The 26,310-nt window shown below is 73.3% G+C and carries 15 protein-coding genes; 10 read left to right on the plus strand and 5 right to left on the minus strand.

The annotated features are described in order from the left end of the window. Positions 1 to 2,621 precede the first annotated feature (2,621 nt). The gene (locus ACIQWA_RS37425; protein ID WP_402490725.1) at positions 2,622 to 3,086 is read left to right on the plus strand and encodes a hypothetical protein; all 465 of its coding nucleotides are present in this window, start codon (positions 2,622 to 2,624) and stop codon (positions 3,084 to 3,086) included. 339 nt (positions 3,087 to 3,425) lie between these two features. Here the strand turns inward: ACIQWA_RS37425 and ACIQWA_RS37430 are convergent, their stop codons facing one another. Next, the gene (locus ACIQWA_RS37430) at positions 3,426 to 3,986 is read right to left on the minus strand and encodes a hypothetical protein (RefSeq protein ID WP_402490728.1); all 561 of its coding nucleotides are present in this window, start codon (positions 3,984 to 3,986) and stop codon (positions 3,426 to 3,428) included. Between the two features lie 263 nt (positions 3,987 to 4,249). Here ACIQWA_RS37430 and ACIQWA_RS37435 point away from each other — a divergent pair, with 263 nt between their 5' ends. The 7 genes from ACIQWA_RS37435 to ACIQWA_RS37465 all read left to right on the plus strand — a co-directional run bounded on the left by ACIQWA_RS37435 (position 4,250) and on the right by ACIQWA_RS37465 (position 19,023). Beyond that, complete coding sequence (locus ACIQWA_RS37435) at positions 4,250 to 4,780, plus strand: SMI1/KNR4 family protein (RefSeq protein ID WP_402490730.1); 531 nt, start codon at positions 4,250 to 4,252, stop codon at positions 4,778 to 4,780. A 264-nt stretch (positions 4,781 to 5,044) separates the two neighbouring features. Then, a complete protein-coding gene (locus ACIQWA_RS37440; RefSeq protein ID WP_402490733.1) occupies positions 5,045 to 5,410 on the plus strand; it encodes a hypothetical protein in 366 nt (121 codons plus the stop codon). A gap of 34 nt (positions 5,411 to 5,444) precedes the next feature. Then, complete coding sequence (locus tag ACIQWA_RS37445) at positions 5,445 to 6,224, plus strand: hypothetical protein (protein WP_402490735.1); 780 nt, start codon at positions 5,445 to 5,447, stop codon at positions 6,222 to 6,224. A 926-nt stretch (positions 6,225 to 7,150) separates the two neighbouring features. Next, entirely contained in the window at positions 7,151 to 7,540 is a 390-nt protein-coding gene (locus ACIQWA_RS37450; protein ID WP_402490738.1) for a hypothetical protein, read from the plus strand. Between the two features lie 733 nt (positions 7,541 to 8,273). Further along, positions 8,274 to 10,127 (plus strand): hypothetical protein, encoded by a 1,854-nt coding sequence (locus ACIQWA_RS37455; protein WP_402490740.1) that lies wholly within the window; start codon positions 8,274 to 8,276, stop codon positions 10,125 to 10,127. 426 nt (positions 10,128 to 10,553) lie between these two features. Then, complete coding sequence (locus ACIQWA_RS37460; protein WP_402490743.1) at positions 10,554 to 15,227, plus strand: hypothetical protein; 4,674 nt, start codon at positions 10,554 to 10,556, stop codon at positions 15,225 to 15,227. A gap of 64 nt (positions 15,228 to 15,291) precedes the next feature. Beyond that, positions 15,292 to 19,023 (plus strand): hypothetical protein, encoded by a 3,732-nt coding sequence (locus tag ACIQWA_RS37465; protein WP_402490745.1) that lies wholly within the window; start codon positions 15,292 to 15,294, stop codon positions 19,021 to 19,023. Positions 19,024 to 19,470: 447 nt separating this feature from the next. On the opposite strand, the gene ACIQWA_RS37470 is transcribed toward ACIQWA_RS37465, so the two are convergent. Continuing rightward, a complete protein-coding gene (locus ACIQWA_RS37470; protein ID WP_402490748.1) occupies positions 19,471 to 20,838 on the minus strand; it encodes an RICIN domain-containing protein in 1,368 nt (455 codons plus the stop codon). Positions 20,839 to 21,144: 306 nt separating this feature from the next. Beyond that, positions 21,145 to 21,357, minus strand: coding sequence for a hypothetical protein (locus ACIQWA_RS37475; protein WP_360231839.1), 213 nt, complete (start codon positions 21,355 to 21,357; stop codon positions 21,145 to 21,147). A gap of 293 nt (positions 21,358 to 21,650) precedes the next feature. Between ACIQWA_RS37475 and ACIQWA_RS37480 the strand changes: the two genes are divergently transcribed. After that, on the plus strand, positions 21,651 to 23,024 hold the full coding sequence (locus tag ACIQWA_RS37480) for a Fic family protein (protein ID WP_402490752.1): 1,374 nt from the start codon (positions 21,651 to 21,653) through the stop codon (positions 23,022 to 23,024). 81 nt (positions 23,025 to 23,105) lie between these two features. On the opposite strand, the gene ACIQWA_RS37485 is transcribed toward ACIQWA_RS37480, so the two are convergent. Continuing rightward, the gene (locus ACIQWA_RS37485) at positions 23,106 to 23,567 is read right to left on the minus strand and encodes a hypothetical protein (RefSeq protein WP_402490755.1); all 462 of its coding nucleotides are present in this window, start codon (positions 23,565 to 23,567) and stop codon (positions 23,106 to 23,108) included. Between the two features lie 527 nt (positions 23,568 to 24,094). On the opposite strand from ACIQWA_RS37485, the gene ACIQWA_RS37490 reads away from it, so the two are divergent. Continuing rightward, positions 24,095 to 24,790, plus strand: coding sequence for a VC0807 family protein (locus ACIQWA_RS37490; protein WP_402490758.1), 696 nt, complete (start codon positions 24,095 to 24,097; stop codon positions 24,788 to 24,790). A 98-nt stretch (positions 24,791 to 24,888) separates the two neighbouring features. Here the strand turns inward: ACIQWA_RS37490 and ACIQWA_RS37495 are convergent, their stop codons facing one another. Further along, positions 24,889 to 26,109: a helix-turn-helix domain-containing protein gene (locus ACIQWA_RS37495; protein WP_402490761.1), complete on the minus strand. Its 1,221-nt coding sequence runs from the start codon at positions 26,107 to 26,109 to the stop codon at positions 24,889 to 24,891. Positions 26,110 to 26,310 lie beyond the last annotated feature (201 nt).

Genomic DNA, 26,310 nt, shown 5'->3' on the forward strand with positions numbered 1-26,310 from the left:
GTGCCGCCTACGGCGTCACCGTGCGTGGCGTGGCCTCGGCTGCGCCTCGGCGGGCGGTGGGTGGGCGGCTGACGCCGCGTCAGCGGCGCCCCGGCCGCCAGTTGGGGGAATTCGCCGATGGCGAATTCGTGGGCGCGGCACGCGCCGTTGGGGCGGGCGTCGGGCGTCGCTGCGCTCCGCCAATCCGGGGCATTGTGTCCCGGGCCTACGGCCCGTCAATCAGTCGGCTTTCCCGGTCAATTGGCCAGTGTTTTTCACGGCCCTACGGGCCGGTTTGCTGGCCGGGTTTCCCGGGCTGCGCCCGGGGGTGAGCGTTGACGATGTGACGCGGAATTCGGGTAGCGGCCCATCCCTCCGAACGGGCGGGGTGCCGGCCGGGGCCTGCGGCCCTCGGCGTTGACGATGTGTCGCGGACTTCGGGTATCAGCCACAACCCCACCCCAGGAGCCCCTCCCCGGTCCCGGCCGGTGGCCGGTCCAGCCTTGCGGTTCCTGGGCTGTCAGCCCATCCGCCGCCCTCGGGGCGGGGCCTGCGGCCCTCGGGTGCCAACCCCGGGCCACCCTCCTCCCCGGCCCCTGTGGCGGGCCCTCACGAGCGGCCCGGACGGCGGTCCCTGACGGGCCCTCAACCGAGAATCCCCGGCGGGCATCCGAAGCGTTTTCGGCGGTGCTTCCCGGAGCGTCGTACAGCTCTATCCTACCGGTCCGCGATCGGGCGTGGGACGCGAAAACACAACCTCGCGGCAACCGCCCGTCCCGGCCCTTTCCAGCGACACTCAGAGCCGGAATACGAATTCCCTTCCGACCTCTTCCAGACGGGCAATCCGAAAGCCCCGCATGGCGCAGCGGGCAGAAATCACATTCAGGGACGTTGGAAAGGGGCCTACGGCCCTCCACGCCGACACGGCGACCGCCCTTCCAGACCGGCCCAGAAAATCCCGCCAAGCGTCAACCCAGCAATTCCCGGAGCAGCGACACCGAACCGAACACCGGACCAGGACGGCCGGGCCTGGACGGCGGCCCTGGGCAGCAGCGCGGCGGAGGGCACGCCCGGAGGCGGCCGGGACGGCCAGGACCGGGCCACCAGGGCCCCCTCCAGGGGCACGGGCCTGGACGGCGGGGCCAAGCCGGGCGCAGCGGGACGGCCTGGCGGCCGACCAGGACGACGACCAGGAGGGCGCAGCGGCGGGCCGGGGCGCGGCACCGGGCCGGGCCGCGCGGGCGAGCAGCGGGAACCGCCGAGGCCGGCGGAACAGGCAGCGGAATGCAACACGGCACCGCAACACGCCCACCCGCCCCGCTCCCAGCCACATAACACCTGGTCAGACCCGCAACACAGCCCCGTGTTGCACCCCAGCGCAACACCGCGTTGCACCCCCGCGTTGCACCCACCACCAGCCCGCCGGGCCCACCTGTCGCGCCCCACCACACAGGGGAAACCGGGTATCCGCCCACGTCACACCACACGACACCACCCCATCGCGACAGGCAACGCGACAGCAGGCGCGACAGCCCCCACCCACCACCAGAACGGCGCCGTGGATGGTTTCCCAGACCACCACCAGAGCGACCTCCAGGGCGGCCTGACGGCCACCCAGCCGTCCGGCCGGAACGGCGGTGCCCAGCAGCCCGGGACAGCGGCACAGCGAGGGCCCGCACACGGCCCCGGACGGCGGCGCAGCACCAGCCAGGCACAGCAGGCCCGGGACGGCGGCACGGCGAGGCGGGCACGGCCACCGGCGGGGACGGCAGACCCGGGACGGCGGCGCGGCGAGGCGGGCACGGCCACCGGCGGGGACGGCAGACCCGGGACGGCGGCGGCCGAGCAGGGCGCAGCAGGCCCGGACGACGCGGAGCCCGACCCACACAAAACCGAACACCAACCCCCAGCCACCGCAATTCCGACCCGAATTCACCCCATCATCGGCAACCAATCCACCAAAACAACCAGGCGGAATACCCGGCGGAATTCACCCCCGAAAACAGCCCACAACACCGGGCCCACCCCCGAGCGAGCCGACCCGACCCCCCGACCCCACCCACCACCACACACAGTCACCAAACCAGCCGCCCGACACCACCCACCCGACACCCCCGACAGGCACAACCAAAGGTCCAGACAACACGGCGAAAGAAGCCAAACACCCCCACCACAGCAACCAACAGGTCACACTCGACGGCCCTTCGCCGGGTAGAGCTTCGCGTGCAGCACGCGGTCCTCCGTCTGGAGTGGAGGCCAGCGCGGCCACCAGCTCTCGCTTGGTCGGGGCGGGCAGCACCAGCGGGCCCAGCCCTCTGCCGTGCGGGAACGCGTGGGCCGACGGTTCGGGGCCACGCCGGCGCGTGAGAGGATGCGCGCGATCTTGGGGCTACGGAGGGGGTTGTCCGGTGCGTGTGCGTGCTGTCGCGCTGGTTGCGGGGGTCGCAGTGGGGCTGGGGCTGGCTGGGTGTTCCGGCGTGCAGTCGGGGGGTGGGGCCCCGGCCTCTGCAGGGCCTGTGCCGCCGCGACTGGCCGCCGCTCTGCTGACGTCCGCTCAGCTTCCGGCCGGCTTCAAGCTGCTGCCCGACGTTCCCCGCTCCCCCGCTCCTCGCGCCCCGATCATGTCAATGCCGTGCTCGGACTTGGTGACGGACAGCTTCCTGGCCACCCACACACAGGTCCTGGACGAGGCGTGGGTCAGCCTGGAGCGGCCGCCCACCGACCCCCACAGCCTCGCCGACGGCTGGTACGGCGAGGAGACGCTCGACCGCTACGGGCCCGGCCAGGCGGCCGCCGTCATGACCGCCGTCCGCGGCGCGGCGCAGCGCTGTGCCTCCTACTCCGACGCGCTTCCTCTCGGCGGCCCCGCGACGCACAACACCGTCTCGACGAAGGATCCGGGCGTGCCGGCGGACGACGGCCTGGTGCTGCGGATCACCGTCACCTCCGCGGACGACACGCAGCCGTGGGTGATCGAGCGGGCGTTCGTCCGGGAAGGCGATGTGCTGCTGACAGTGGACAAGTTGATCGAGCAGGCGCCCGTGGTCGGGGTGGAAGCCGTCCTGCCGGCCGCCGTGGCGGCCTACCGCGCGGGCAGTGGTCGGTGACCGAGCGCGGCGTGGCCGCCACGACTTGCGCCGAGCGGCGGTGCTGCCGTCGGAGGCTGCCAGGCCGTGCAGCGTGAGGCCGCCCGGTGCCTGCCGGACTGCCTTGTTCGACGCCGCCTTGGGCCGCAGCAGGCGCCGGCGGCCTTCAGCACGCCGAGCGCGCCGAGGACATCCGCGCGCAACCTCGGGGTCGAGCCGTCGGGGTTGTCCAGGGCCTCGGTGAGGGCGTGCCGTCCAGGGCGGCCGTCGCGCCACCACGCCGGCCCGAACAGCCCGTGCTCGGCGAGCAGGCCAGGAAACCGGTGGAGGTCGGTTGGCTTGCACGCCGGGGCCTGATGGTCAGAATGGCGGGTTGTCGGGGTCCCCGTCGCCGCGGGGCCAAGAAGAGCTGGTGACGTAGGGGTTGCGGTCGTCGTCGCCGGGCCGGGCGAGGCCGGTGGTGTCGTGGCCCCACGCGGTCAGGGCGTCGAGGGCCTGCCAGCGGCGCCACCGTGTGTCGCAGAGGAGCAGGAGGCGGCGGGCGCGGTCGGCCAGGCCATCACGGTGCGCGGCCAGGTCGGGGTGTTCCGCGAATGCCAGGGCGGCGCGCAGCGCGTTCTCGGCGACCGCGGTGTCGGGGTCGTCGAGGAACGGCGCGACGGCCTGGAACAGCAGCGGCCTCAGGGCACGTACGGCCGCCATGGGCGGGTAGCCCTCCAGGAAGTCCTCCTCGAAGTACCGCTGATGGGCCGCCACGCAGGCATCGTCGCTGTCGTAGGCGATACCGGCCAGCAGGCCCAGCAGCGGAGCACTCACCCTGTCCGCCGCCCCGCGACGGTGCTCGGCACGGCGGCCCAGGACCGCCGCGACGTACAACGCGACCGGCGCGGTCGCCTCGTGGATCGTGTTCTGGTGCTGCACCGGCTCCAGGGCATTGAGAGCCCGCCGGGTTTCCTCCACGGTCGGGTCCGGGCCCAGGAGGGGTGCCAGTACCCGGGGCAGCCCTTCCGCGGTCCCGTACGCGGTGCCCAGCGACGGCCAGTCCGTACCCCGCAGCACCGCCCGCGGATCCGGCAGAACGTCGGGCAACGGCACGGGAAGACCCGGGTGCGGGCTGGAAGTCGTCGTCACCCATCGACCCTAGAACCCTCCACCGACACACGGACCCGGTAGGTTCTGCGCGCGTGACAGCCGCCGATGACCGACGCTTCCCCTGCCCACTGGCCGCCGCGCTGGCGGTGCCGTTCGACTACGGCGGCGGCGAGGGCATCGACTTCGAGCCCTTCGACGCCTTCCTCTCCGCCGAGGACACCACCGACTGGCTCCGCCTCTGGAGCGGCAACGACGAGCTGACCGGCGACGGCTTCCGGGTCTTCGGGCAGGACGGCACCGGAGGGTGCGCGGCGTTCTGGCTCGCCCGCCCCGACCGCCCTCTCACCGACCAGCCCGTGGTCGTCCTCGGGTCCGAGGGCGGGACCGGCGTCGTCGCGGCCGACCTCGCCGACTTCCTGTGGGTACTCGCCGCCGGCACCGGCCCCTTCGAGGCCACCGTCGACAACGACCCCGACCGGACCCCCCGCCCCAGCCCGGAACGGACCGCCGTCGCCGAACGCTTCGCCCCACAACGGCGCCGCCCGGCCCGGGCCATCACCGAGCAGGCCGGCCAGGAGTACCCCCACTTCGACGACATCGTCCTCGAACTCTGCCGCTGCTGATCCTGCTCCTTGTGTTTGGTGAGGTCGTAGCCGAGGGCGGGCCGGCCGTTGCCGAGGCCCGTCGGAACAGAGGCTGGAGCCGCCAAAGGCCCGCGAAGGCCTGTGCTCGGCAGCACCACGGACCCGCGACCCGTGCTACCGGCCCGGCGGGGTGCAGCTGGCGTGCCGCCCGGTCACGAAGCTCCCGAGTCCTGCCGAACACCGTTTCTCCCCGAGGCAACTCGACTACGCTTGCGAACCAAAAATCGAACGAGGGGGGCGCCCATGCCGTACGAGGCCGGCACGAGGGTCAGGCTGACCGGGGATGCGCAGGTCACCACGGGTGACACCGCGACCGGGGGTGGCGTTCCCGGGCCGCTGTTCCTCGCCGAGGGGCTGGCGGGAACGGTCATGGGTTCAACCACGGAGGTCGGCCGTGCCGGCCAGGACCACCTCGCGAGCTTCGATCAGCAAGTCCGCGGCCACCGGTTCGACGCGTTCGCGGCGAGCCTGATCGATGACCTCCGCCAGAACGTCGCCCGGCCGGGAGCGTTCGAGGCCGGAGCCGGCGCTCGGACGACCTACCGGGTGCGCTTCGACAACGGGTTCGTCCTCGACGGTCTTGAAGAAAGCCGGCTGACCCAGGCCTGAGTACCTCGCCCTCTCACGCCCATCGAGGAGATCCATGGCCGACAGCGTCACCTCACTGACCGCCCACGTGCACGATCTTCTGGCGGCGGTCATGACCAATGGCCTTACCCCACGGGGCGTCGATGCCGCCGCCGGCCTCCACGACGTCGTCGCGCGCGCCACGGCGCTCGGCCCCGACGGCAGGTGGCTCGTCGCATCGGGGCACTCGGGCCTCGGGGGCCTGGCCGTCGCACAGGGACAGGTGGACCGGGGCCTCCTCCACTTCGACGCCGCCGTGGCGAACGGGTTCAACGACTGCGTGGCGTTCCACATGCCCCTCGTGCGCCCGCTGCACCGCGATCCCCGCTTCCGGGCCCTGTACGAGCGGATGCGCGTCACCCCGGCCGACCTCGACGAGTTCCTCTGGCTGCACCGGGAGATGCAGATCATGGCGCGGGACGCCCAGCAGGCGACCGTCGACAACATAGGCCGCCTCGACACCGGGGTCACACTGTTCCCGCACGCCCCCATGCCGACCCGCGAGCCGAACACGCCAGGCGTGCTGATCACCCGCCTCGACCTCGCCGCCACGCAGACCGCACTGCGACAGGCCGCCGTGAAGGCGGATCTCCAGCGCAGCGCCGGCAACGTCAGTCTCAGCCTCATCGACGACTCGTGGGACCACACCCGTGCCAGGCACGACGCCTGGCACGCCGACGATCTGGACACCCGACGCGAACAGGCCGCCGCAGCCCGGGCCTTCGTCGAACGTCCGGGCATCGGCACCATGCTGATCCCCTGCCCGCCGCTGGGCTCGATCGTCTACCCGGCCTGAGGAGGGCCGGACTTGTGCGCGGGAAGTCGGCCGGGCCGACTTCCCGCGCACCACCACGAAGGGGTCAGCCCCCCTGGGCCGGGTGGGTGGTCAGGCAGGGGGACCGGACGTCCGTGCAGGTGGTCGCGGACGGGGAGCCGCCGCTGACGGCCGCGCCACTGGAGATCAGGTTGCGGGCGACGACGAGCCAGCACCCGGACAGCGACCCGGCACGGCCAGGGCGGCGGCACCCCACCTGTGCCCACCGTGCCGAACTCGGCTGGGCTGACGACGGCCCGGCCAGGCCTGGTGACCTTCCGGGGCCGCAGCGCCCCACCCCCACCGCGAGCGGCCGGCATCAGCCGGACGCGAGAAGGAGAAGCACAGCGCAGCGACCCGCCACACCGGCCAACGCCCCCACCAGCACAACCACCAGCAGACAGGGGCCCAGGGAGGTGAGTCGAAGCGGTGAGTTCAGCCTGTCACCCCCGATGAGCAGCGCAAACAGGTGGTAAGCGGCACCGAGAGCCGACCACTGAACCGAACCGCGGACCGAACCCGGAACCGGCTCCCGTGCCGAACTGCGAGCCGAGCCCCCGGCCGAGCAGCCACACCCGCACCCACGTCAGCGCGGCGTGGTGGCGGCCGGGTTGCCGGTGGCACCGTGGCCGCTTCCCGCGGCTGTCGCGTGGGACGAGGCGCCATTGGCCGCGACCAGCTTGCCCAGCCGCTCCGACCAGCGAAAACACGGGAACCGGGCCGCCGCCCAGGGACCGCTGCCTCCGGTGCATCCCCCGGTCACACCGTCCAGCACACGGTCCAGGCACCCCTCCGGCGCTCCGTCCAGGCAACCACCTGTTGGGGCAGGCGACCGTCAAGGTCGGCGGGCCGATCGCCTCCGCCTGCGCGGAGGTGGCCCGCGGATCGACCTGGGCATCAACGTCGACGTGGCCGGCTTCAATCTGGGGATGCAGCACGAGGCCAGCGGTGACGCGAACCGCGCGCAGGTGATCTGGGAGAAGGCCGCGGCGCTCGGCGATCCGGACGCCATGCTGGGCCTGGTCAAGCAGGCGCTCGCCCGCGGCGATGCGGCCGGTGTTGAACGCTGGGCGCCGGTGATCCTCGCGCAGGACGAGGCGTTCCCGATCACCGCCCTGGGTGTGGCCTTCCGGGACCGCGGCGACCTGGCACGGGCCGTGCAGGCGTTCCTACGCGCCGAGGAACTGGGCGACGGGTACGCGATGGAGTACCGAGTCCGGATTCTGGCGGCCCAGGGGCAGCCCGAGGAGGCCGCGGCACTACGCGCACGGGCGGCGACAGCTGAGCGGATGCTCTGAGATGTTGCAGCGCGGCGAGCCGGCCGGCTGGACGCTCAACTCGCCGACTGCAGCGCTCGGTCAGATCAGCTCATGAGGAGAATACGGCGTCCGAGAAGGCTGAAGCCGGCCCGGCCGCAGCCCGGCGGTGGGAGGACGGTGTCCGGGAGACGGCCATGGACGGGTGCTTTCCGGTACGGAGGACGCGGGCGAGGTGACGCGGGGGCCGTGGGGGGCGGCGCCCCACGTTCCTCCACCTGCTATCGGGCGGTGCTGCGATCAGCCGCCCCGCGCCGGGGACCGTCGACCACGCCAGGGCCATGATCGCCTTGCCGGGGCGGCCGTGCCGGTACCGACACCGCCGAGCCCTGTGGACACGGACCGGGGCGGCTCCTGGTCCCCCTGAACGGACGACGCCGTGTGCCTGCACCGTTCGCAGCCGCTCCCGCCTTGCACCGACTTCGTCGGCCTGAGCAGCGGCACCGCCCGCGCCGCCCCCGGGGCCGTAGCCGCTCCCCCGCTCGCCGAGGCCGGCCCGGACAACGCGGCAGCACCAACTTCCTTGTGGTGCGGCGGGCTCGGCCGCGAGCAGCCAGGCTCCCCGGCCCGCCCGGGCCGGACTGGGCACGGCGGGCCGGGGGTCTCGGCGGCGGGCTCGCAGAAGGGCGTGCCGACACCTCACACGGGAGCGAGGCCACGAAACGCCCTTGCCACAGAGGGTGTGCTCCGGCGGCCAGTGCACCACTATGACGCGATGAACGACGCCCGGGCGGTGATCGACTTCCTGCGCGACAAGTACCGCCACACCATCAAGACCAGCGAGACCATCCACAGAGGACCGAGCGCCGAGCTTGGCGGTGAATCCTCAGGCCACCTCGGTCGAGCGCTCGATGGCCTTGAGACCGAACTGATGGACGGCGAAGTCTCGGTGCCCCCCGGGAAGGCATGGAGGGCCGCAGAGGGGCCGCTCGGATTTCCAGCTGACCACAGGGCCACTGGGCTGGCGCGGAGAGCGGCTCGGCCCAGTGGCGATCCCCGGGCGCTGACCGCGGTGGCCGGCGCACCGCTCGAAGCGCCGCCGTGGTTGTCGCCCGGCGGCGGCGCGTGGAAGCCCGCCTGGCATGCTGGCCGCATGGATGCTGACGCTCTGACCCCGGTTCACCTCGACGAGGTGATGGACGGGTTGGCGATGAATTCCGCCCTGCCGGCTTCTATGGTTCGGCGACTGTTCGCATGGCGGCGGGGCATGGGGAAGGTGGCGAAGCGTCCGGACCTTACCGAGGACATGATCGCCGAGATCCTCGCGATCGACGACCACTGGCTCCTGCACAGCCTGGCGCTCAACGACCGGCTGCCGGACCGGTTCCGTATCCGACTGGCCGCGCATCGGGACGGGGCGGTGCGGGCAGCGCTCGTTGTCCACGCCGCGACCGCACCGAGGAAGATGCTGGAACAGCTCATCGACGATCCCGATCCACGGGTCCGTGAGTACCTGGCTCAGGGCCCCCACACACCGCCCGACCTCCGGGTCCGCCTCGCCGCCGACTCCGACCCCGCGATCCGTGCCGCGCTGGCGAAGCACTGGCCACAAGCACCGGAGGCGGTCCGCCGGATTCTGCTGACCGATCCCGAGGCCAAGGTCCGCGCTGCGGCCTGTTCGACCTACTACGCGCATCAGCCGCATCCGACACCGCCGTCGGACCTGCTGCCGGCGCTGTTGGCGGACCCGGTGACTCGGGCGGGCGCGGTCATTCACGCTGTTCTCGACGCGGACACCCTCCAGCGCCTCGCCGCAGATCCGGACAGCGAGGTTCGCGCTGAACTCGCCCGGCATCCCGACCTGCCGCCGCCGGCCCGCGAGGCCCTTGCGGTCGATCCGGCCTTGAGCGTCCGCGTGAAGGTCTTCGCCCGGCCGGACACGCCCGAGCACGTGCGGGCACAGATCCACGCCTCGGTCCACGAGCTGTCGCGCTCGACGGCTGATCCGGACCCTGACGCAGACGACGAAACGGTCCTGCAGTGGTTCCAGAACGAGTTCGCGCCCACGGAACTGCGGATCCTGCGGCTGCCCTGGGTGACGGCCGATCCGCTGCCGCACATCGACTCCCCCTACGTCAGCTTCCGAGCCTCCGCGGCCGCCGGCAAGGCCCTCCCCGCCAATGCGGTGGCCCGACTGCTCGACGACGAGGAGGAGATTGTCCGCCTCACCATGGCGCACACCGCCCCGCACCTGGTCGATCTCGCGACCGCCGAGAGCATCGAGCGCCGCTACCGGCCCCGGCGGGACAAGTTCACGTTCTGGTGGGACAAGAAGGAGGTTCTGACGTTCCCGCCGGCAGCCTTGCGCCGCTTCGCCACCGACCCTGAGCCCCGACTCCGCTCCTTCGCACCCCGCGATCCGGATCTGCCCTCGGAACTCGCCGAGAAGCTGGCCGCCGACCCCGAAGACCGCGTCCGCCGCGCGGTCGCGCCCCACCGCAACCTCCCGCTCCAATCCCTGCTCCGCCTCCTCGCTGACTCCTCGGAGCAGGTCGCGGAAGCCGCCGGCGCATCACCGTTCCTTCCGGGCGAGCACATGGAGTGGCTGCTGAACCGGGCGGGTCTGTAGCCGCTCACTCAGGAAGGGCTGGCCCCCACGGCCCAGCCCTCTTGGCACATCCAGGGTGAGGCCCCGGCCGCGAGCACACGAACGGCCCCTCCTTCCCGGAGGCCCGAGGAGGGCCGACTGCTGCCGTCGGCGCTGCGGCTGCCCGCCTGCGCGTCCGTTGGCGGTCCGCGCGCCATCGCGGGAGGCTGGAACTGCGGCCCTGTGCCGCGACGATTCCAGCCGGACGGGCGGCCGTTGAACCGGCGGCCGTTCGGGCGTGCGCGGGCTCCACCGTACGGTCCGGGCCGGCACGGCCCCGAAGGGGCAGCTGCCGCGGGAGGCCCGGCGCCACGTGCGGACCCGCGCGAAGGCCGGCCCCGGACGATGCTGCGCGCGGACGCCACGGCCGCCGACACGCACTGCCGCGCGCGTAGAGGGGCTACCGTCATGCCCGACAGCGACCTGCTCAGCCTGCTGATCGCGGAAACCGGGGATCTGCGGCCCGGCCCGGACACCACGCCCGCCGAGCTGACGGACCTGCGGCGCGCCCTGCTCGCTGGCGCGCCCGGCGGCCCGTCTCCGTCCTCCCGCACCGCTCCGACCGTGGACGAGGCCCTGCGCGCCGAACTGGACTACCTGATCGCGCAGCACGCCTCGGCGCCACGGCCGCCCGGTCCCGCACCCCGCCTGATCCGCCGCGAAGGCCTCCCCGCGGGCGTGGACCCGTCCGCGCCGGACCGGGCGGTGGCCCAGCAGGTGGCGCGTACCTTCGGCCCGTTCCTCGACCGCGCCGACCGTCGGGTCTGGTTCGACCTGTTCCAGTCGCACTCCTGGCTGACCGTCCACCGGGGTCCGGCCGGCCCGCCGATCCTCGCGCTGCCGCCGGCGAGCCAGGGGACGCCCGGCCCGGGGCACTTCGAGTTGCCGGGCGGCACGGTCTGGATCGCCGTCACCCAGCTCGTCGGCTCGGCCCCGGGCGACGGCTGGGTGGGCCTGCGGGTCAGGAGCGGCACCCTCGACGTCGACGCCGCGCCGCAGCTCGTCGACGGGCAGCTGACGGTGCCGGCCGGCGCGGACCTGCGGCTGAACGTCATCCTCGATCCCCCGGCCGGGCCCGGACCGGGCACCGGACCGCTCACCGGACCGGGCGCCGAGGCCGCGGACACCACAGCGGGCTTCCCCGTGAACGCGCTCTTCCTGCTCGAGCCGTCCGCCGGGTCCGTCAGCATCCCCAATGCCTCGCTCACGGTCTACGGCAGCTCCTTCACCCTGCGGCCGGCCCCGGGCCCGCCCGCCTACGACCAGGACTCCAGCCGGTTACTGATCCCGTTCACCCCCACGCCCGACCGGCTCGCCATTGCCCGGACCAGGGCCGATCTGTTCACACCGTCCGGCACGGCGGCGCTCGCCCGCGCGGCCTGGGCACTGCCGGTGGTCGGTTCGACCCTCGACGGACTCGGCGAGGCGGACGGCACCGGCAAGCTGCTGCTCTCCGTGAAGGACGGTCTGACCGCGAGCTGGCCGGGCCTGGACGGGGGGCCGGCCGTCCTCGGCCCCGTCGACGTGCTGACCGACGGGCGGACGCTGTCCCTCGGCTGCCCACGGGCCACCGCCCGCCGGGCCCGCCAGGAGTTCCGGCTCTGGCGGGAGTCCGAGCCCGACGTCCGCTCCTCGGTCGCGATCGGCTTCCCCCAGCAGTTCCCCCTGCGCTACGGGAGTGTGCCCGCCACGGACGTGCTGATGACGGCCGGCACCGCCCGTGCCCATCTGGACCGACCGCGCAGTGCCGCCGGGGAAGGCATCGACGCTCCGATGAAGGCGCTGTGCGTCCTGGTCCAACGGCCCGGCGGCAGCGAGCTCCAGCTCAACGCGGCGCCCGCAGGACCTCAGGCCGCAGGCCGGATGGCGCTGTCACTGGCGAACGTACTGCTGTCCACCACCGCGCCGTCCCGCCTGACCGTCGCCGGACCGCTCGCCGCACCCGACCGGCTGGACTCCGGCACACTCACGCTGGACCTCGGGCTGCTCCACGCCCTGCCCATGCTCCCCGACCCCTACACCGCGAACTTCACCGTCCTCACCGATCGCGAACCGCCTGCCGAAGCGGTGACGGTGCAGGCCAAGGTCGCCTGGCCCGACCCGGCCACCCCCGACCTGACGATCGGCCTCAGCACCCAGGACGCGTTGCCGTCCGACCTGCTCCCACCACCGGGACCGGTGTTCGGCTTCCACCCCGCCGAGCATCCTGCCCAGCCCTCCGCGCCCGCACAGCAGGCACTGGACTGGCTCCTCGCCGTCTTCGACGAGCTCGGCCAGTCCACCGGCCTGACCCTGCTCGACCTCTCCTCGAACTCCGACCAACTGGGCGTCAGCATCCCGCTGAGCGCCGCCGCCCGGCTCCCGGTCACGGTCAAGGACCTGATGCTCAACACCTCCGCCGGCAACGCCCGGATCTTCCTGCTGCCCCAGTTCCACTGGGAGACGGTGCACAACCTGTACAGCCCCATGACCGGCGACGCCGACGGGCCGCTGCACTCCGGCGACGACGGCCTCCCCGCCCTGGTCCTGGCCGACTCCGTCACGCTCGTCCCGCTCGCACCGGTCCCGCTGGCCGAGGAGGTCGTCCGCGGCTACCGGCAGGACGCGGCCGGCGTGAGCGCGCTGTTCACCCTGCCCTTCGGCCTGATCGCCCTGGCCGAACTCGATCCGCACGACCGCCGGTACCGCAAGCCGCCCGAACTCGACCTGCAGAGCCCCGATTTCGCCGCACCGAGCGGCCATCCGGCCGACCGGATGACCGGGGCGCGCCAGCTGAGCCTGCGGGCCGGAGTGAGCGCCGGCACCGACGACCCTTCCGCACCCCCGGTCCCCCTGCTCGGCGGCGCCACCAAGCAACTGCAGAACCTCACCCCCGGGTCACCGCTCACCTCCGTCCTCGGCCTGCTCGCCAGCGACTTCAACCCGCTCTTCCGGACCGAGGTGCCACTGAACCGGATCGAACTCGGCGGCTACGGCGCCAACGTGTTCAGCCGCTGGGTGAACGACTCCACGTCCGCCGTGACGATCACCCAGGTCGCCTTCGACGCCTTCCACGGCCGAACAGCCTTCGAACGCGTCCAGTTCACCACCATCCTCTGGCCCTGCCAGGCGACGCTGGTGCGCACCATCACCCTCGAACGCCATGGCAACGCGGCCGTGGTCCGCTTCGACAGCGGCTGGCTGGCCAGCACACCCGGGCTCTTCCACCACCCGAAGGCCCCCGGCATCACCTTCCACCCGGGCGTCGTACGAGGCCTGTTCGACATCCGCGAGATCCGGGACACCTCCCTGTACGTGGACCTCGACGGTGCCGCCGGGTCGCCCGGTCCCACGCTCCAGGCGGTCTACTTCGACGCCGACGTCGAGATCGACGGTCTCACGGCCGGGGGCGCGAACGGCCGGGTCCCGGCCCACCGCCACCTGGGCTTCGTCCAGCGGATCCCGCTCGCCGAGCAGGTCACCAGCGGGGGCGTCGGCGCGCTGACGCCCGGCCAGCTCCAGCAGTTGTTCGCCCTGCAGGGACCGCTCGGCGGGCCGGTGGACTGCACCATCCGGATCGGTGACTCCCCGCACCTGATGCGCGTCACCGGAGTCCACGCCGACAGCGCCGACCAGGCCTTCGGGCAGTTCGCCGTCGCCGTCCACGGCGCGCCCGCGCTCCCCGCGCCCGGCCAGTGGAGCGTGGTGCGGGTCGAACCGGACCAGACCGTCACCCCGGTGGACGCCCAGCGGGGCGTGCCACTGATCCGCCGGGGCGAGGCGACGGCCACCGGAGCCAACCCGAACGGCTTCCGGTTCGCCGACCCCGCGCACCTCTTCGACGACCACCCGGACGACTACTACGCCCTGTTGTTCGCGAGCGAGACCCAGCGGATCCTCTACCCACGGCCGAAGATCGACGCCGGAAAGGCGGAGATCACCAGCGTCGACACGCCCCGGCTGGCCAATCCGTACGCCCTGCTGCGCGCCGGTGGGCTCTTCCCCCCGCCGACGACGGACGCCATCCCCTTCGACGCGAGCGACCCGCCGCAGGCGTTCCCGCTCACCCTGGACGCCGGACAGCTGCGATTCGCCGGGGGCACGGTCTCCTTCCCCGCGGCGGTGGACCAGTTGCTGGTGAACGCCGGCTCCTGGACGGCGCGCACGCAGTACGCCTCGTCCAAGGTGCTGGTCGAGTCCGACAAGGACTGGCGGATCGTGCAGCAGCAGGTCGAACAGCACCTGCGGTTCGAGCCGCTCGGCGAGATCCTCACCATCGTCCACGACATCGACTCGCCGACCGCCGGCCCGACGGACTTCCCCACGCCCGCGGTCGAGCTGGCCGGCCCGCTGCAGCCGGTGGCCGAGGTGATGAACCTGCTCAACAGCCTGGTGCCCAGCGGCGGAACACCGGGACTGCCCGGCCCGCTGCAGGTCTCGCTCACCCGCGACGGCACCGCCGTACGCCTCAGCGCCGTCGCCGACTTCGCGGTGGCCCAGCCGGACGGACAGCCGGTCGAGTGCGGGTTCGGCAAGCTGCTCGGCCATCTCAAGGTCGGCGCCGACATCGCCGCCGACCTTTTGGCCGCGAAGAGCGGAGGATCGGTCTTCCTGGAGATCACCGGCAGCTACCAGCAGCTGATCTTCCCCGAAATCTACGGCGGCGGGCTGCTGCGCTTCAAGATCGGCGCGGACCAGAGCGGCGCCACCACCGTCGAGTTGGACGCCTGCGCGGCCGGCTCGGTCGGCGGCACGCTCATCCCCGGCCTGATCGACCTCGAAGCCGGCGTCAAGTACGGCTACTTCATCGGGCGGGCCGGCGACCGCTTCCAGCCGGGCATCGTGCTCGGCATGGACGGCCGCGCCACGCTGCTGTCCGGGCTGCTCGGGTTCAGCTTCTCCGTGGACGGCCACCTCGACGTCGACCGCGTCGACGTCCAGAGGATCTCGGTCAGGCTGCACGGCGACATCCTGGTCGCCGGCACCGTCACCGCGGCGTGGTTGGTGAAGGCCCGCAAGTCCTTCCACACCGCCTTCGACGTCACCGTCGACTGGCAACTCGTCGCGGGCGCCGCCAAGGCCGGGCTGATCCCCGTGCCCTGAGACCAGCTCCTTTTCGTGCGCCGGGACCGCCCGCCCCGTGCCGCCCCATCGTGGAGGTGCCCCGATGCCCATCAACAGCGCACCGCTCAACATCCTGCTGCTGCCCGGGCGTTGGCAGCCGCCCACCCTGACCCTGACCCTGCTCGTCCTGCCCCAGGGCGACCCGCGAACGGCCCTGCCCGGCACCGGCACCGCGTTCGCCGACGCCGACCTCGCCTTCGACGCGATGTTCGTGCCCACCCTCACCGACCTGCCGACCCCCGTGAGCGCCCACCGCACCGCGCTCACCACCACCCGGCCCGCACGCCGTCGCGCCTTCTTCGACGAACTGGCCGCGCTCTTCCGGATCCGCCCCTCGGGCCTGGCGCCCGAGGGCCCGCCCTCCGCCGTCCGCAAGTTCCTCCCGCCCAGCTTCCGCGCCGCGAACGGCTGCACCACGCCGCGTTCGCGCTTCCTGGTCACCGACCGCTCCTACGACTGCGTGCTCAAGGAGACCAAGCCCCACGTCCCACCGCCCGACCAGCCCGACGCACGCCTCGAATGGGAGGAGGTGCTCACCTTCGTCCTGCGCCAGCCCCAACTCGCCCGCGAGCTCGGTCTGCTGTACGACACGACACTCACCTCGGGCACGGTCGCCCCGGTCGACCAGGGCGGCTACCTCTTCGCCGACCTGGCCGCGGGCAGCGCCTTCCGGGCCGAGGCGAACACGAGTCCGGCCCTGCTCGCACGCTACGCCGCCCGGATCCCGCCGCTGACCACCGCGCGTGCGGTCTTCGCGGCCGTGCTCTTCCCGGTCACCGGCACCGGCGACTTCGACCAGGTCTTCGTCGAGGCCGACGCCTACGACCACGGCTTCGCGCGCGTGGTGCACGGAGCGCAGTCGCGCAGCGCCGCACAGGTCGAGCACGACCTCGAACCGCCCGCAGGAGCACTGCCCCCGGTCAAGGACACCGGCATCCGGCTCGGCTGGGACGACGACCAGGTGACCGTCTGGCTCAACCGCCAGCTCGGCATCAACGCCCACGACGCCCAGCCCTCGCCCGACTCACCGCTGGGCGTCGCCGGGTACCGCGTGGACGTCCGCGAGGACGGCGCCCCGGGCGCGCCCTGGCACTCACTGACCCACGTCGCCGGCGACCTCGCGCTCGGCCCGCTCGGGTTCGGCCACTTCGACGGCGAACTGGCCGTCGAGACGACGCCCGTCAACCACGACCTGCGGGCGGAAGGCGACTTCTGGCTGCCGGCCTACTTCACCGCCTGGCGGGGCGGGTCGCTGGTGCTGGCCGATCCGAGTGCCGTCGAGGTCTCGGGGCGCAAGCACCCCAGCGCCGACACGGTCTACCGAGCGGTGGACGCCGACGCCGTACCGCTGCGCTACGGACACACCTACCAGTTCCGCGTCCGGCTGACCGACCTGGCCGGCGGCGGTCCGCTCGTCACCGACCAGCACGACCCGAGCGCGCCCGCGCCGGTCGCCACCGTCCCGTTCCGCCGGTTCGTCCCGCCGCGAGCCGTCCGGGTCGACCACGGCGGCGGCGTCGGGACGGACGGCCGCAGCGCCGCCTACACCGTCCACCGGCCGCTGCTCGGCTACCCCGACCTGGTGTACACCGGCTTCCCGAACGCCATGGACGCGCTGCTCGCCGACCTGCCCGCGGCCCGGAGCGAGAACCGCGAGGCCGCCCGGCCCGACCCGGACGTCACCCAACTGCGCATCGACGTGTCGGTGCGCACGCTCCAGGGGGACCCGGCAACCGACTCCGACACCGCCCAGCCGTTCCGGCCGCTGTACACCGCGGTCAAGGCCTTCCCTCCCGCGCCCGACCAGCCGCTGACGCTGCGCGCCGTCTTCGAGGACCTCCCCACCACCGACCGGCTCGCGGACCTCACCCTGACCGGCCCCACCCCCCTGCCCGACCCCGACCCGCTGCGCCTGCCGACGGCCCGCGACGTCCGCCTCGTCCTCACCGCCCTCGGCCGCGAGGACCAGGCGCTCGGCTACTGGGGCAGCGACCGCGCGCGCACCGGCGCGGCGCCCGTGAGCGTGTACCTGCGGGCACCGTCCGCCGACGAGCGGCAACTGCTGCAGTCCCCGCCCGCAGGGTCCCAGATCCAGGCCGTCTTCCTGCAGCCCGACCCGGAGGACAACCCCGCCGCCGCGGCGCAGCAGGCGGTCTCGGGGCAACGGGTCGACGCGCCGTCGGACCTGGTGGACCGGCTGGCCCACCAGCTCGGGCTCACCCGCTGCGCGCTCACGCTCTCGGCGCCCGCCGGGCGCCGGCTGGTCCTCGGCGCGGCGGCCGGGCTGCGGCACACGCTCAGCCCGGAACGGGACGCGATCACCTTCGCGACCAGGACCGACCTCACCCGGCGCTGGCTGGTCTGCCTGCGCCTGAGCCTGGAGCGGGACTGGAGCTGGGACGCGTTGCAGCCCGCCGCCTTCGAGGTACGGCGTGACGGCGTCCCCGTCGGCACCATCACGCTGCCGCGCACCGTGGCCCGCAGCGCGACGGGCCGGGCGGACGGGACAGGACCGGCGGACGGGACAGGCCCGGCGGACGGATCAGGCCCGGCGAACGGGACAGGCCCGGCGGACGGGGACGGCGACCCGCAGGCGCGGGACCGCACCGAGCTTCTCTTCCTCGACGCCTACGACGACAAACCGTCCGTCGACAAGCCCCCGAGCGAGACCCGGCTGACCTACAGCCTGGTCCCCGCCTTCCGCCAGCCACCGCCGGCCCAGCAGGACCCGGTCCAGCAATGGCCGCTACGGCTGCCGATCACCACACCGCCCGGCCAGGTCCCCCGGCTGCGGTCCGCCGGCATCGCCGCCACCCCCTACCAGCGTGACCAGGACCGCTACACCGCGACCGGGGAGCGGCGGCGCCTGCTCTACCTCGAACTCGCCGAACCGCCGAAGGACCCGGCCGACCGCTACTTCGCCCGCATCCTGGCCGGCGCCCCCGACCCGATGCTGCTGCGCGGGGCCCCGGAGCGGCCCGACCCCGCCGAACCGCCGCTCGACGTCGCCGAGCCCATCCGGGTGGTCACCCAGAGCAGCTCCGCCGACTGCGCCGGCCACTCGCTGATGCAGGAGCTGATCCCCGCCGCAGACGGCCTGCACTACCTGCTCCCACTGCCCGAAGGCCTCGGCCCCGACGCGCCGGAGCTCTTCGGCTTCTACGTCTACGAGCTGAGGGTCGGTCACGACTGCTCGCGCTGGAGCACGGCAGCCGGGCGCTTCGGGCTTCCCCTGCGGGTGGCCGGGGTGCAGCACCCGGCACCGCAGCTGCGCTGCACGGTCACCCGCACCGACGAGAAGGTCACCGTCACCGCCCTGCACGCGCCCTCGGTGGCCGACGGCACCGGAGTGCGCCCGTACCCGCCGGCCACCACGATCAGCGCGCTGCTCTACGCCCAGGTGCAGCAGGCCGACGGCCGGGACTGGCGCAACGTGCTGCTGGAATCCCGCCCGCGCCGCGGCGACCCTCCGGCCTGGAAGCACGAACCGTTCGATCCCCACGTCCCGTCGAGCGTGCTGTCCTTCCCGAACGTCGAGATCCTCACCAAGCTCGGCTACCTCGGCCTGCCCCTGGACGCCTCGCTCAGCGTGCTGGCCGTGGAGGCCCTCCCGGAACCGGACGCGCCGGGCGGGCGGGGCGAACTGCCGCCGGTGTCGGAGGGGTTGGGCAGCGTCCGGGTCCTGCGCACCTCGCCGCTCACCCCGGTACCGGCGATCTGCCCGCCGCCGGTCGTGCCCGTACCCGGGATCGAGGAGGAATCATGGCCACACTGACAAGCGAGACGTTCCTGGGAAAGGACTGCCTCGGCGGCGTCCACCGCGATGGCGACAAATCACGGCCGCCGACACAGCCCTGACAGCCCTCTACACCGCTTCCGGATCCGCGGGCACGGTGACCGAATGGGCCGGGCTCCGTGAGGACTCCCGCGCGGCACACCCCGGCGGTTCCCACACGACCGGCGATTCGATCGACGTCGACTGCAACTCCAACCCATCGAACTCGTGGTACTCCAGCGCAACGCGGTCGTCACCGTCCAGTACCAGGCGGCCACCCGCTCCGGCTACTCCTTGAAGGACGTCCCGCCCTCCGACGCCGGAGCCGGACCGTCGTAGCTCCGGCGACCCGGCCTGCAGGGCCCGGCCTCGGAGCACCTCCCCTCCCGTTCCCGGCCTGCGTGCCTGCCCTGGCGGCCGGTCGGATCGCCCGGTCGTGATTGACGATCAGCCGAAGATGTCGTCCCGGTCGGTGGCCATGCGGACCTGGTTCGGGTGCCAGGTGATCCAGTCGGCGTAGTGCGCCAGCACGCCCCGGGTCGTGGAATCGTCCCGGTAGTCGTCCACGTCGTGCCCGAGGATGATGCCGTCGATGCCGGTCTGCGACAGCAGGGACGCCATGCAGTTGGTGGAGTTGCCGCTGTCGTTGAGGGTGAACGCCATGACGGCGCCGAGTTGCCGGCCGCCGTGGCTGGCGTCGCCGCGGTCGCGGTAGGAGGTGTCGGTGCTGAACGGCCCGGTCGCGCAGCCGAGCGCGAGGTTCGCCGCGCCCCGGTCGGTGAAGCGGCGCAGCCGGGGGATGTTCGTCGCGTCGAACAGGCTCTGGGTCCTGCTCAGGGAGTCGTTGGCGGCGAACAGGCCTTCCATGCCGTTGCCCGCGACGTCGTTGGCGACCTGGGTCCACTGGGCGTTGCCCTCGTCGCTGCTCATCTCGAAGACGACGGCGATGTCGTTGGTGGTGAGCTGGTGCGCCAGGTCGAGCAGTTGGTTGACCGCGAAGCTGCCGCCGCTCCAGGCGTTCTTGACGTCGATCCAGACGAAGGTGATGTTCTCGTGGTTCTTCTTCGCTTCGATGATCTTGTTGACGACGTCCTGGAACCGGGGCGCGGAGCCGGAGGCCGGGACGTCGCCGTCGTGGGCCCACCAGGCGACGCCGTTGTTCGAGGGCATGCCCCACCAGGCGTCGGCCTCGATCGCGTTGTAGCCCGCGTCCAGTGCCGGGTGGACCTGGCCCGGGTCGTTGAGGTTGTGGGCGATGGCGTAGATGGGGCGGGATGAGACGGAGGTCTGTTGGAGGGCGACCGTCTGGGCGGGGCTGCTGTTGCAGTGGTAGTACTGGACCGCCTGCCCGTTGGCGAGGTTTCCGTTCGGTACGTCCACGCAGCCGTAGCCGTAGCTGGACAGCTCCAGGGGGCCGCCCACGGTCTCGTTCGTGAAGATCCAGCGTTGGCCGTCGTTGCCGTTGCACGGCCACAGCCGGATCCTGGCGCCGTCGGTGTGGTTGTCGTCCTTGAGGTCCAGGCACTTGCCGGAGACGGCGTTGTAGAACGCGACGCCGGGGCGCCCGTCGGGGTATTCGCGTGAGATCCACTTCTGGGCGCCGGAGCCGTTGCAGTCGTAGATCTGGACCTGTGCATCGTTCGCCGTGGAACTCCCAGCCACCTCAAGGCACTTGTTGTTGCCGAAGGTGATCGTGGATTCCTGGTCGGTGACCGTGGTGACGGCCTGCGCGGGGGTCGACGGCGCTGCGAGCGTGGCGCACACGGCCAGGGCCAGCAGGCCCGGCCAGGTGCCGACGCGTGATCGTCTGTTCATGGGCCCGAATGCTGTCGGCGCCCGGTAAACGTGGGATCAATGAATCAATGAGGGCCTGCTGATGTCGCACGGGCACCGGCCACGGGGTTTGTGATGGTCCGCAGGCCCTAAAGGCCGTCCGGTGATCCGACAGCGGCTGCCCGCCCCGGGCGGTTCCCGTGGCGGGCGGTCGGCCGGCTCGCCGGGCCGGGCCGTGCTGGGGAGGCCGCCGCTGTTGGCGGCTTCCCTGGCCGTCTTGCACACGGCGTGGTGCTGCTTCGGAATCCTCCGGTGACGTCGCGAGGCCTGCGGTGGAACGGCCGGTGGTCAGATCTGGTGGTCCGGATCGGAGAAGGTCAGGCCGCCGGCCGCGAGCGGACGCCGGGCCGGGGCGGGCACGGCGGCGGTCTCGCCGGGTGGCTGTCGGAAGTCGGCGCCCTGCTCGACCGGCGGCCGGCGCGCGCCGGACTGGGCGGGCAGCGGCGCGTCGGTGGCGGTCGCGGAGAAGGTGGGCATCGCGAGAGGGCGGTGGTCTGTCATGATCGACAGTCTCGCAGCACGGACGGGGCCGCGCCGCCGCCCCTCCCCGAACCGGCGGGGATCGAGCCGGTAGGCACCGCTTCGCGGGCCTGCCTTCACCCGCACCGTGGCCGCCCGGCGCCGCCTCATGGAGGCGATCGCCCAGGACCGGTGGGGCCGGCGCGAGGGGCGCGGGGCCCTCGCGGGTGTCCCCGGGTGGTCCTGGCGACCCGGCCGAGGTGGAGTCCTGGGTAGTCCGGGCGGCGCGGAAATGGCGTTGCTCGGACCCCTGGTCCCCGTGGCACCCTGACCGGGTGTCCAATGCGCTCTACCCCGCAGGCCTGACCTGGGACGAGGTCGACCCCGCCGGCCACCCCTTCGACCCCGCTTCGGCGGCACAGGTGGTCCACTCCCTCGGTCCGGCGCGGCGGGTGCCCTCCCGGCCGGACCCCACCCTCGATCCGACCGTAGGCAACTGGGCGTGGGAGGTGGCCAGGCCCTGGTCCGATGCCATGACGCACGTGCTGATCGAACACTACGGCCGGTGGGCGGCGGGGTGGCGCTGGTCGGTCGGCGAGGGGGACGTCGACGGCGGGCCGGTCGGGAACTGGTGCTGCGGGTCGCACTCGATCACCACTACGGAGCAGACCCTCGACCGGGTCGTGGCGTCACTGTGCGAGTGGCGCGACTGGCTGGAGCACCTCGCGCGGTGGTTCGAGGCCTACCCCCTGGACCCGGAGACCCTGGCGGCGGACCGGATCCTGTGGGAGCGCACCGCCCGCAACCTGATCCTGCACGTGGCCGACCGGACAGGCGCCGAGAGCGGCTGGTACGGGCACTGCCGGCAGGTCCTGGGCTGGTTCCTCAGCCACTGGGGTGTCGACCCCGAGGTGGCCGAGCGGCTGGTGGAACAGGCGGTCGGCGGCCGGTTCAAGAGCTGGACCGCGCCGGACAGCGTCCTGGCGGAGGAGGTCGCCGAGCGGCTCGTCGGTCCCCTGCGCCCGCAGGACACCCGCTGGTCGCCGGACCCGGATGAGCTCCCGGACCACCTGGAGCGCTGGCTCGCGATACGCGGGAGCGTGCCGTGGCCGGACGGCGGGGCCGACGCGGACCATGGACGGGCGGCCTCCGCCCGCGACGGCGCGGCGGAGGACTTCCGCTCCTTCGACGCCGCGGTGGACCCCGCCCGCGCCGCCGGCCTGCTCACCGCCCTGGAGCTGGTGCGGGCCAACGCGGCGCGTGGTGCCGTGCTCGACTTCGAGCTGCTGCGCGGCTGGCAGCAGCACGTCCTGGGCACACCCGAGCCGCCGCCGCTGCGCACCCACCCCGCCTTCGCCAAGGGCGGCGAGGAGCGCTACGGGATCGGCCCCGACACCCGCAGCCGCCTCGACGCCTGTCTGGCGCAGGCCGCCGACGACCGGCCCTCGTTGGCCGCCAGGGCGGCCCGGGCCCACCTGGACGTCTGCTTCTTCCACCCCTTCGACGACGGCAACGCCCGCGCCGCCCTGCTCGCCCTGCTGTTCGTGCTGGCCCGCGAAGGCGTCACCCTCGACTCGGTGGTGCTCATCCGCCGGTTCGGCCACCGGGCCGACGACCCGCAGGACGCACTGCGCCTGTGCCGTTCCGTCGAGCTCGGTCTCAGGCACTCCGCCGCCGCTCGGTACGACGGGTCAGCTCCCCGCCTGTGAACGGCCGGCCGTGGCGCACGCAGAGGCGCCGGCGGCGGGGCCGAACGGGCTCGCCGGGAGTCGTGTCGGCGTCCGGCGGTGTCAGCGGACGAAGATCCGGTGCGGGGTGTTCTTGGTGGCGGGCTGGTTGGGCTGCAGGTGGACGCCCGGGTAGGTCTTTCCCGCGTTGCGTACGGCGAAGCTGATGAGTACGGCCATCACGCCGGTCACGCCTGACAGGCCGGGGACGGCTCCGCCGCCGCCGATGAGGCAGGCGACGGCGACGAGGGCGATGCCCGCCGCGAGCAGGAGCCAGCCGGACGTGGTGCGGGTGCGCTGCTTCTGCGCGGCGGTCGACTCGGATTCCAGCACGACCTTGACGGGGAGGCGGCAGTCGCCGCAGAACGCGTCGAGGACGACGGACCCCGTCTCCGGGCGCCGGCTCGCGCCGAGCGGGAACAGGTGCCACTGCGAGTGATAGGTCGTGCTGCGCAGCCCCTCGGTGCGGGTCATGCTCGTCCGGTGGCCCAGGCGGAACCGTGCGACGTCGGTGGGCACGCTCATGGATCTCGCTCCGTCTCCCCGTGCGCGGCCCCCCAAGTGTCCGCGCGGGCCGTGATGGTAACAAACGTTTGTGTACGCGGAGGGGACACCGGGCGACGCCCGGGCGGCGGGGCGGCCGGGCCCGCGTGGGGGTCCACGGCTCGCGGCGTGGCGCGGTGGGCTGGGAGTGGAGCCAGGTCGTGTCGATCACGATCCCCGGCACCCCGAGGATCCACGGCCTCGCCCGCCGGCTGGGCAACGACTACCGCTGCCGCCTCGCCCTCGACGGCGGCGCCCGCCTGCACATCGACGGGCACGCCGCCGGGGCCGCCGGCCTGGGCCGCGCGGTGCTGGAGCACTGCCCCCGCGCGCGGCGGCTGCAACGTCCGCTACCTGCGCTACCGCCCGCGCTGACCGGCCGCGCTGACCGGCAGGTTCCACCGCGGCCAACGGCACGCGGCCGGGGGCGAGTTCGCGGGCCGGACGGCGGAGCGGACAGGTCCGCAGGTGCGGCACTACCCTGGCCTTCCCCGGCCCCGGAGGACGCCGTGACCACCACGCGAAGCGCCCGCGGCGACTCCCCCGCGCCGAAGTCCCGGCCCAGCGGCCGGCGCCTGCTGCTCGGTGTCGCCTGGGACGTCCTGGTCCCGATCGCGGTGTACTACGGGCTGCGCGCCGCCGGTGTCGGCGTCTTCGTCGCACTGCTGGCCGGCGCCGCCCTGCCGGCGCTCACCACGGCGGTGCGGTGGCTGCGCACCCGCAGCCTGGAGGGCATGGCGGGGTTCGTCGCCGGGACCATGCTGCTCGGCGTCGCGGCCGCGCTGGTCAGCGGCAGCCCCCGGTTCCTGCTGGCCAAGGACGGGTGGCTGACCGGCGTGGCCGGGCTCTGGCTCCTGGTCTCGATCAGGGCCAGGCGCCCGCTGCTCTTCCACGCCGGCCGGCCGCTGCTGGAAGGCCGGTTCCGCTCCGACGGCACCTCCTGGGACGTACTGTGGGACCGCGAGCCGGCCTTCCGGCGGATCTGGCGGGTCTCGACCGCGATCTGGGGCGTGGCGATGCTGCTCGACGCCGCCGCGCGGATCGTGATGGCGTACACCCTGCCGGTGGACGTGGTGCCCGGCCTCGGCGCGCTGCTGTGGCCGGTCACGCTGCTGCTCCTGCAGGTGGTCAACGGCGTCTACTACGAGCTGGCCGGGCTCTGGCGGCTGACCTCCGGCACGACCGCGCGCCCGCCGGGCGGCTGAGCGCCCCGGCCCCCAGGGTGTGCGCCAGGGCTTCGCGGGGAGGGCGCCCGCGGTGGGGACCGGTGCCGGGCAGTGGGTCGCGATGCCGGGCACGGTCGTCACTGCTGGAAGGCGCTGGGTTCCCAGGCCTTCCCGCCGACCGGGTAGCTGTACAGCGGCCGGCCCTTGACCGCGCTGGTACGGAACGGCGCGCCGCCGCCGGGGCCGACGGTCAGCGTGCCCTTCCGGTTGCCGCTGGACCACTCCAGTTCCAGGTACCAGCTGACGTCGTGGGAGGTGGTCTCGGCGCTGACCTCGATGACCTGCGGGTCCCGCTCGCTCACCGTGACCGGCAGGCCGGTCCCGCCCTCGGTCACGACCGGGCGGGGCCGGGCGGCGTCCAGGTCGAGGTCGTACGAGTGGACGTCGAGCCCGCCGCCGCAGCCCTCGCCCATGGCGTAGGCGTTCCAGGCCAACGGGGCCGCGCTCCGGGCGACACGGACGTCGAGGGCGGTCAGCACCACGGTGTCGTCGCCGGTGCCCTGCACGACGAGCTCGATCGACTGGTAGTGGCCGGGGACTGCGCCGACCTCGGAGACCCAGGCGGGCACGTCCGCCGGTGCGGGCGGGCGGGGGACTTCTGCGGGCGGGCGGTCGACCACGTACTGGTCGCACTCGGCGTCCCAGCCGGACGGGCGGACCACGACGGTGATCGGGGCACCCGCACCCCGGTCCGCGGCGCCGGCCGGCCCCGACGTGGTCGCGCCCGTGGTCGCGCCGGCCTCGGCCGCCGGGGCGGGACCGGAGGCGGGGTCACCTGCCGTACGGGTCCGGAGACCGGCGGCCACGGCCCCGACGGTGGCGAGCACCGCGGCGGCCGTCACGGCGGCGAGCACACTGCGCCGCACCCGCCGCCGCGGCTCGGCGGGGGTGTGCGCCAAAGCGGCCGTCCAGTCCGGTGCGATGCCTTCCGCGGCCGTCGCGGTCACCGGAACCGTTGCCGGAACCACTGACGGAACCGTTGCCGGAGCCGTCGCCGGAACCACTGACGGAGCGTTCGCCGCGGGGGCGGGGGCGGGAACGGACGACTGCCGGCTACCCCGCGCCGCGTGGGCGGCGACCCACAGCCGGTAGAGCTCGGTGCGCTCCTCCGGCGTCGCCCGGCACAGCCGGGCGAGGCGTTCCAGCGGGGTGAACTCCCCCGGCATCACATCGCCGTTGCAGTAGCGGTGCAGGGCCGACGTGCTCACGTGCAGCCGCTTCGCCAGCGCACCGTAACTCAGCCCCGACCTGCTCTTCAGCTCCTGGAGCAGCCGCGCGACCTCGTCCGCCTCCCGCACTTCCCCGGCCCCCTCTGGCACTGCTCCTCCACCCCACTCGGCGACCCCCGCCGGGGAGAGCTGCTGCACCGGCCCCGGCATCCTGGAACGCCCCGCAGGGCGTTCCAGGAAGGTTACGTCCTCGCAGCTCAAAGAGGGTAAACGCGTCCCCGCGTCCCTGGTCGCCGGCCCACCGTTGCCGCTGGGACGAACCGGCGCACA

Source organism: Kitasatospora sp. NPDC098652 (assembly GCF_044760155.1).
Taxonomy (GTDB): Bacteria; Actinomycetota; Actinomycetes; order Streptomycetales; family Streptomycetaceae; genus Kitasatospora.

Excerpts from the sequence above, each read along its gene's own strand:
- ACIQWA_RS37445 (WP_402490735.1), top strand. The coding sequence starts at position 5,445 with ATGGCCGACAGCGTCACCTCACTGACCGCCCACGTGCACGATCTTCTG.
- ACIQWA_RS37475 (WP_360231839.1), bottom strand. The coding sequence starts at position 21,357 with ATGACAGACCACCGCCCTCTCGCGATGCCCACCTTCTCCGCGACCGCC.
- ACIQWA_RS37470 (WP_402490748.1), bottom strand. The coding sequence starts at position 20,838 with ATGAACAGACGATCACGCGTCGGCACCTGGCCGGGCCTGCTGGCCCTG.
- ACIQWA_RS37440 (WP_402490733.1), top strand. The coding sequence starts at position 5,045 with ATGCCGTACGAGGCCGGCACGAGGGTCAGGCTGACCGGGGATGCGCAG.
- ACIQWA_RS37465 (WP_402490745.1), top strand. The coding sequence starts at position 15,292 with ATGCCCATCAACAGCGCACCGCTCAACATCCTGCTGCTGCCCGGGCGT.
- ACIQWA_RS37460 (WP_402490743.1), top strand. The coding sequence starts at position 10,554 with ATGCCCGACAGCGACCTGCTCAGCCTGCTGATCGCGGAAACCGGGGAT.
- ACIQWA_RS37485 (WP_402490755.1), bottom strand. The coding sequence starts at position 23,567 with ATGAGCGTGCCCACCGACGTCGCACGGTTCCGCCTGGGCCACCGGACG.
- ACIQWA_RS37455 (WP_402490740.1), top strand. The coding sequence starts at position 8,274 with ATGAACGACGCCCGGGCGGTGATCGACTTCCTGCGCGACAAGTACCGC.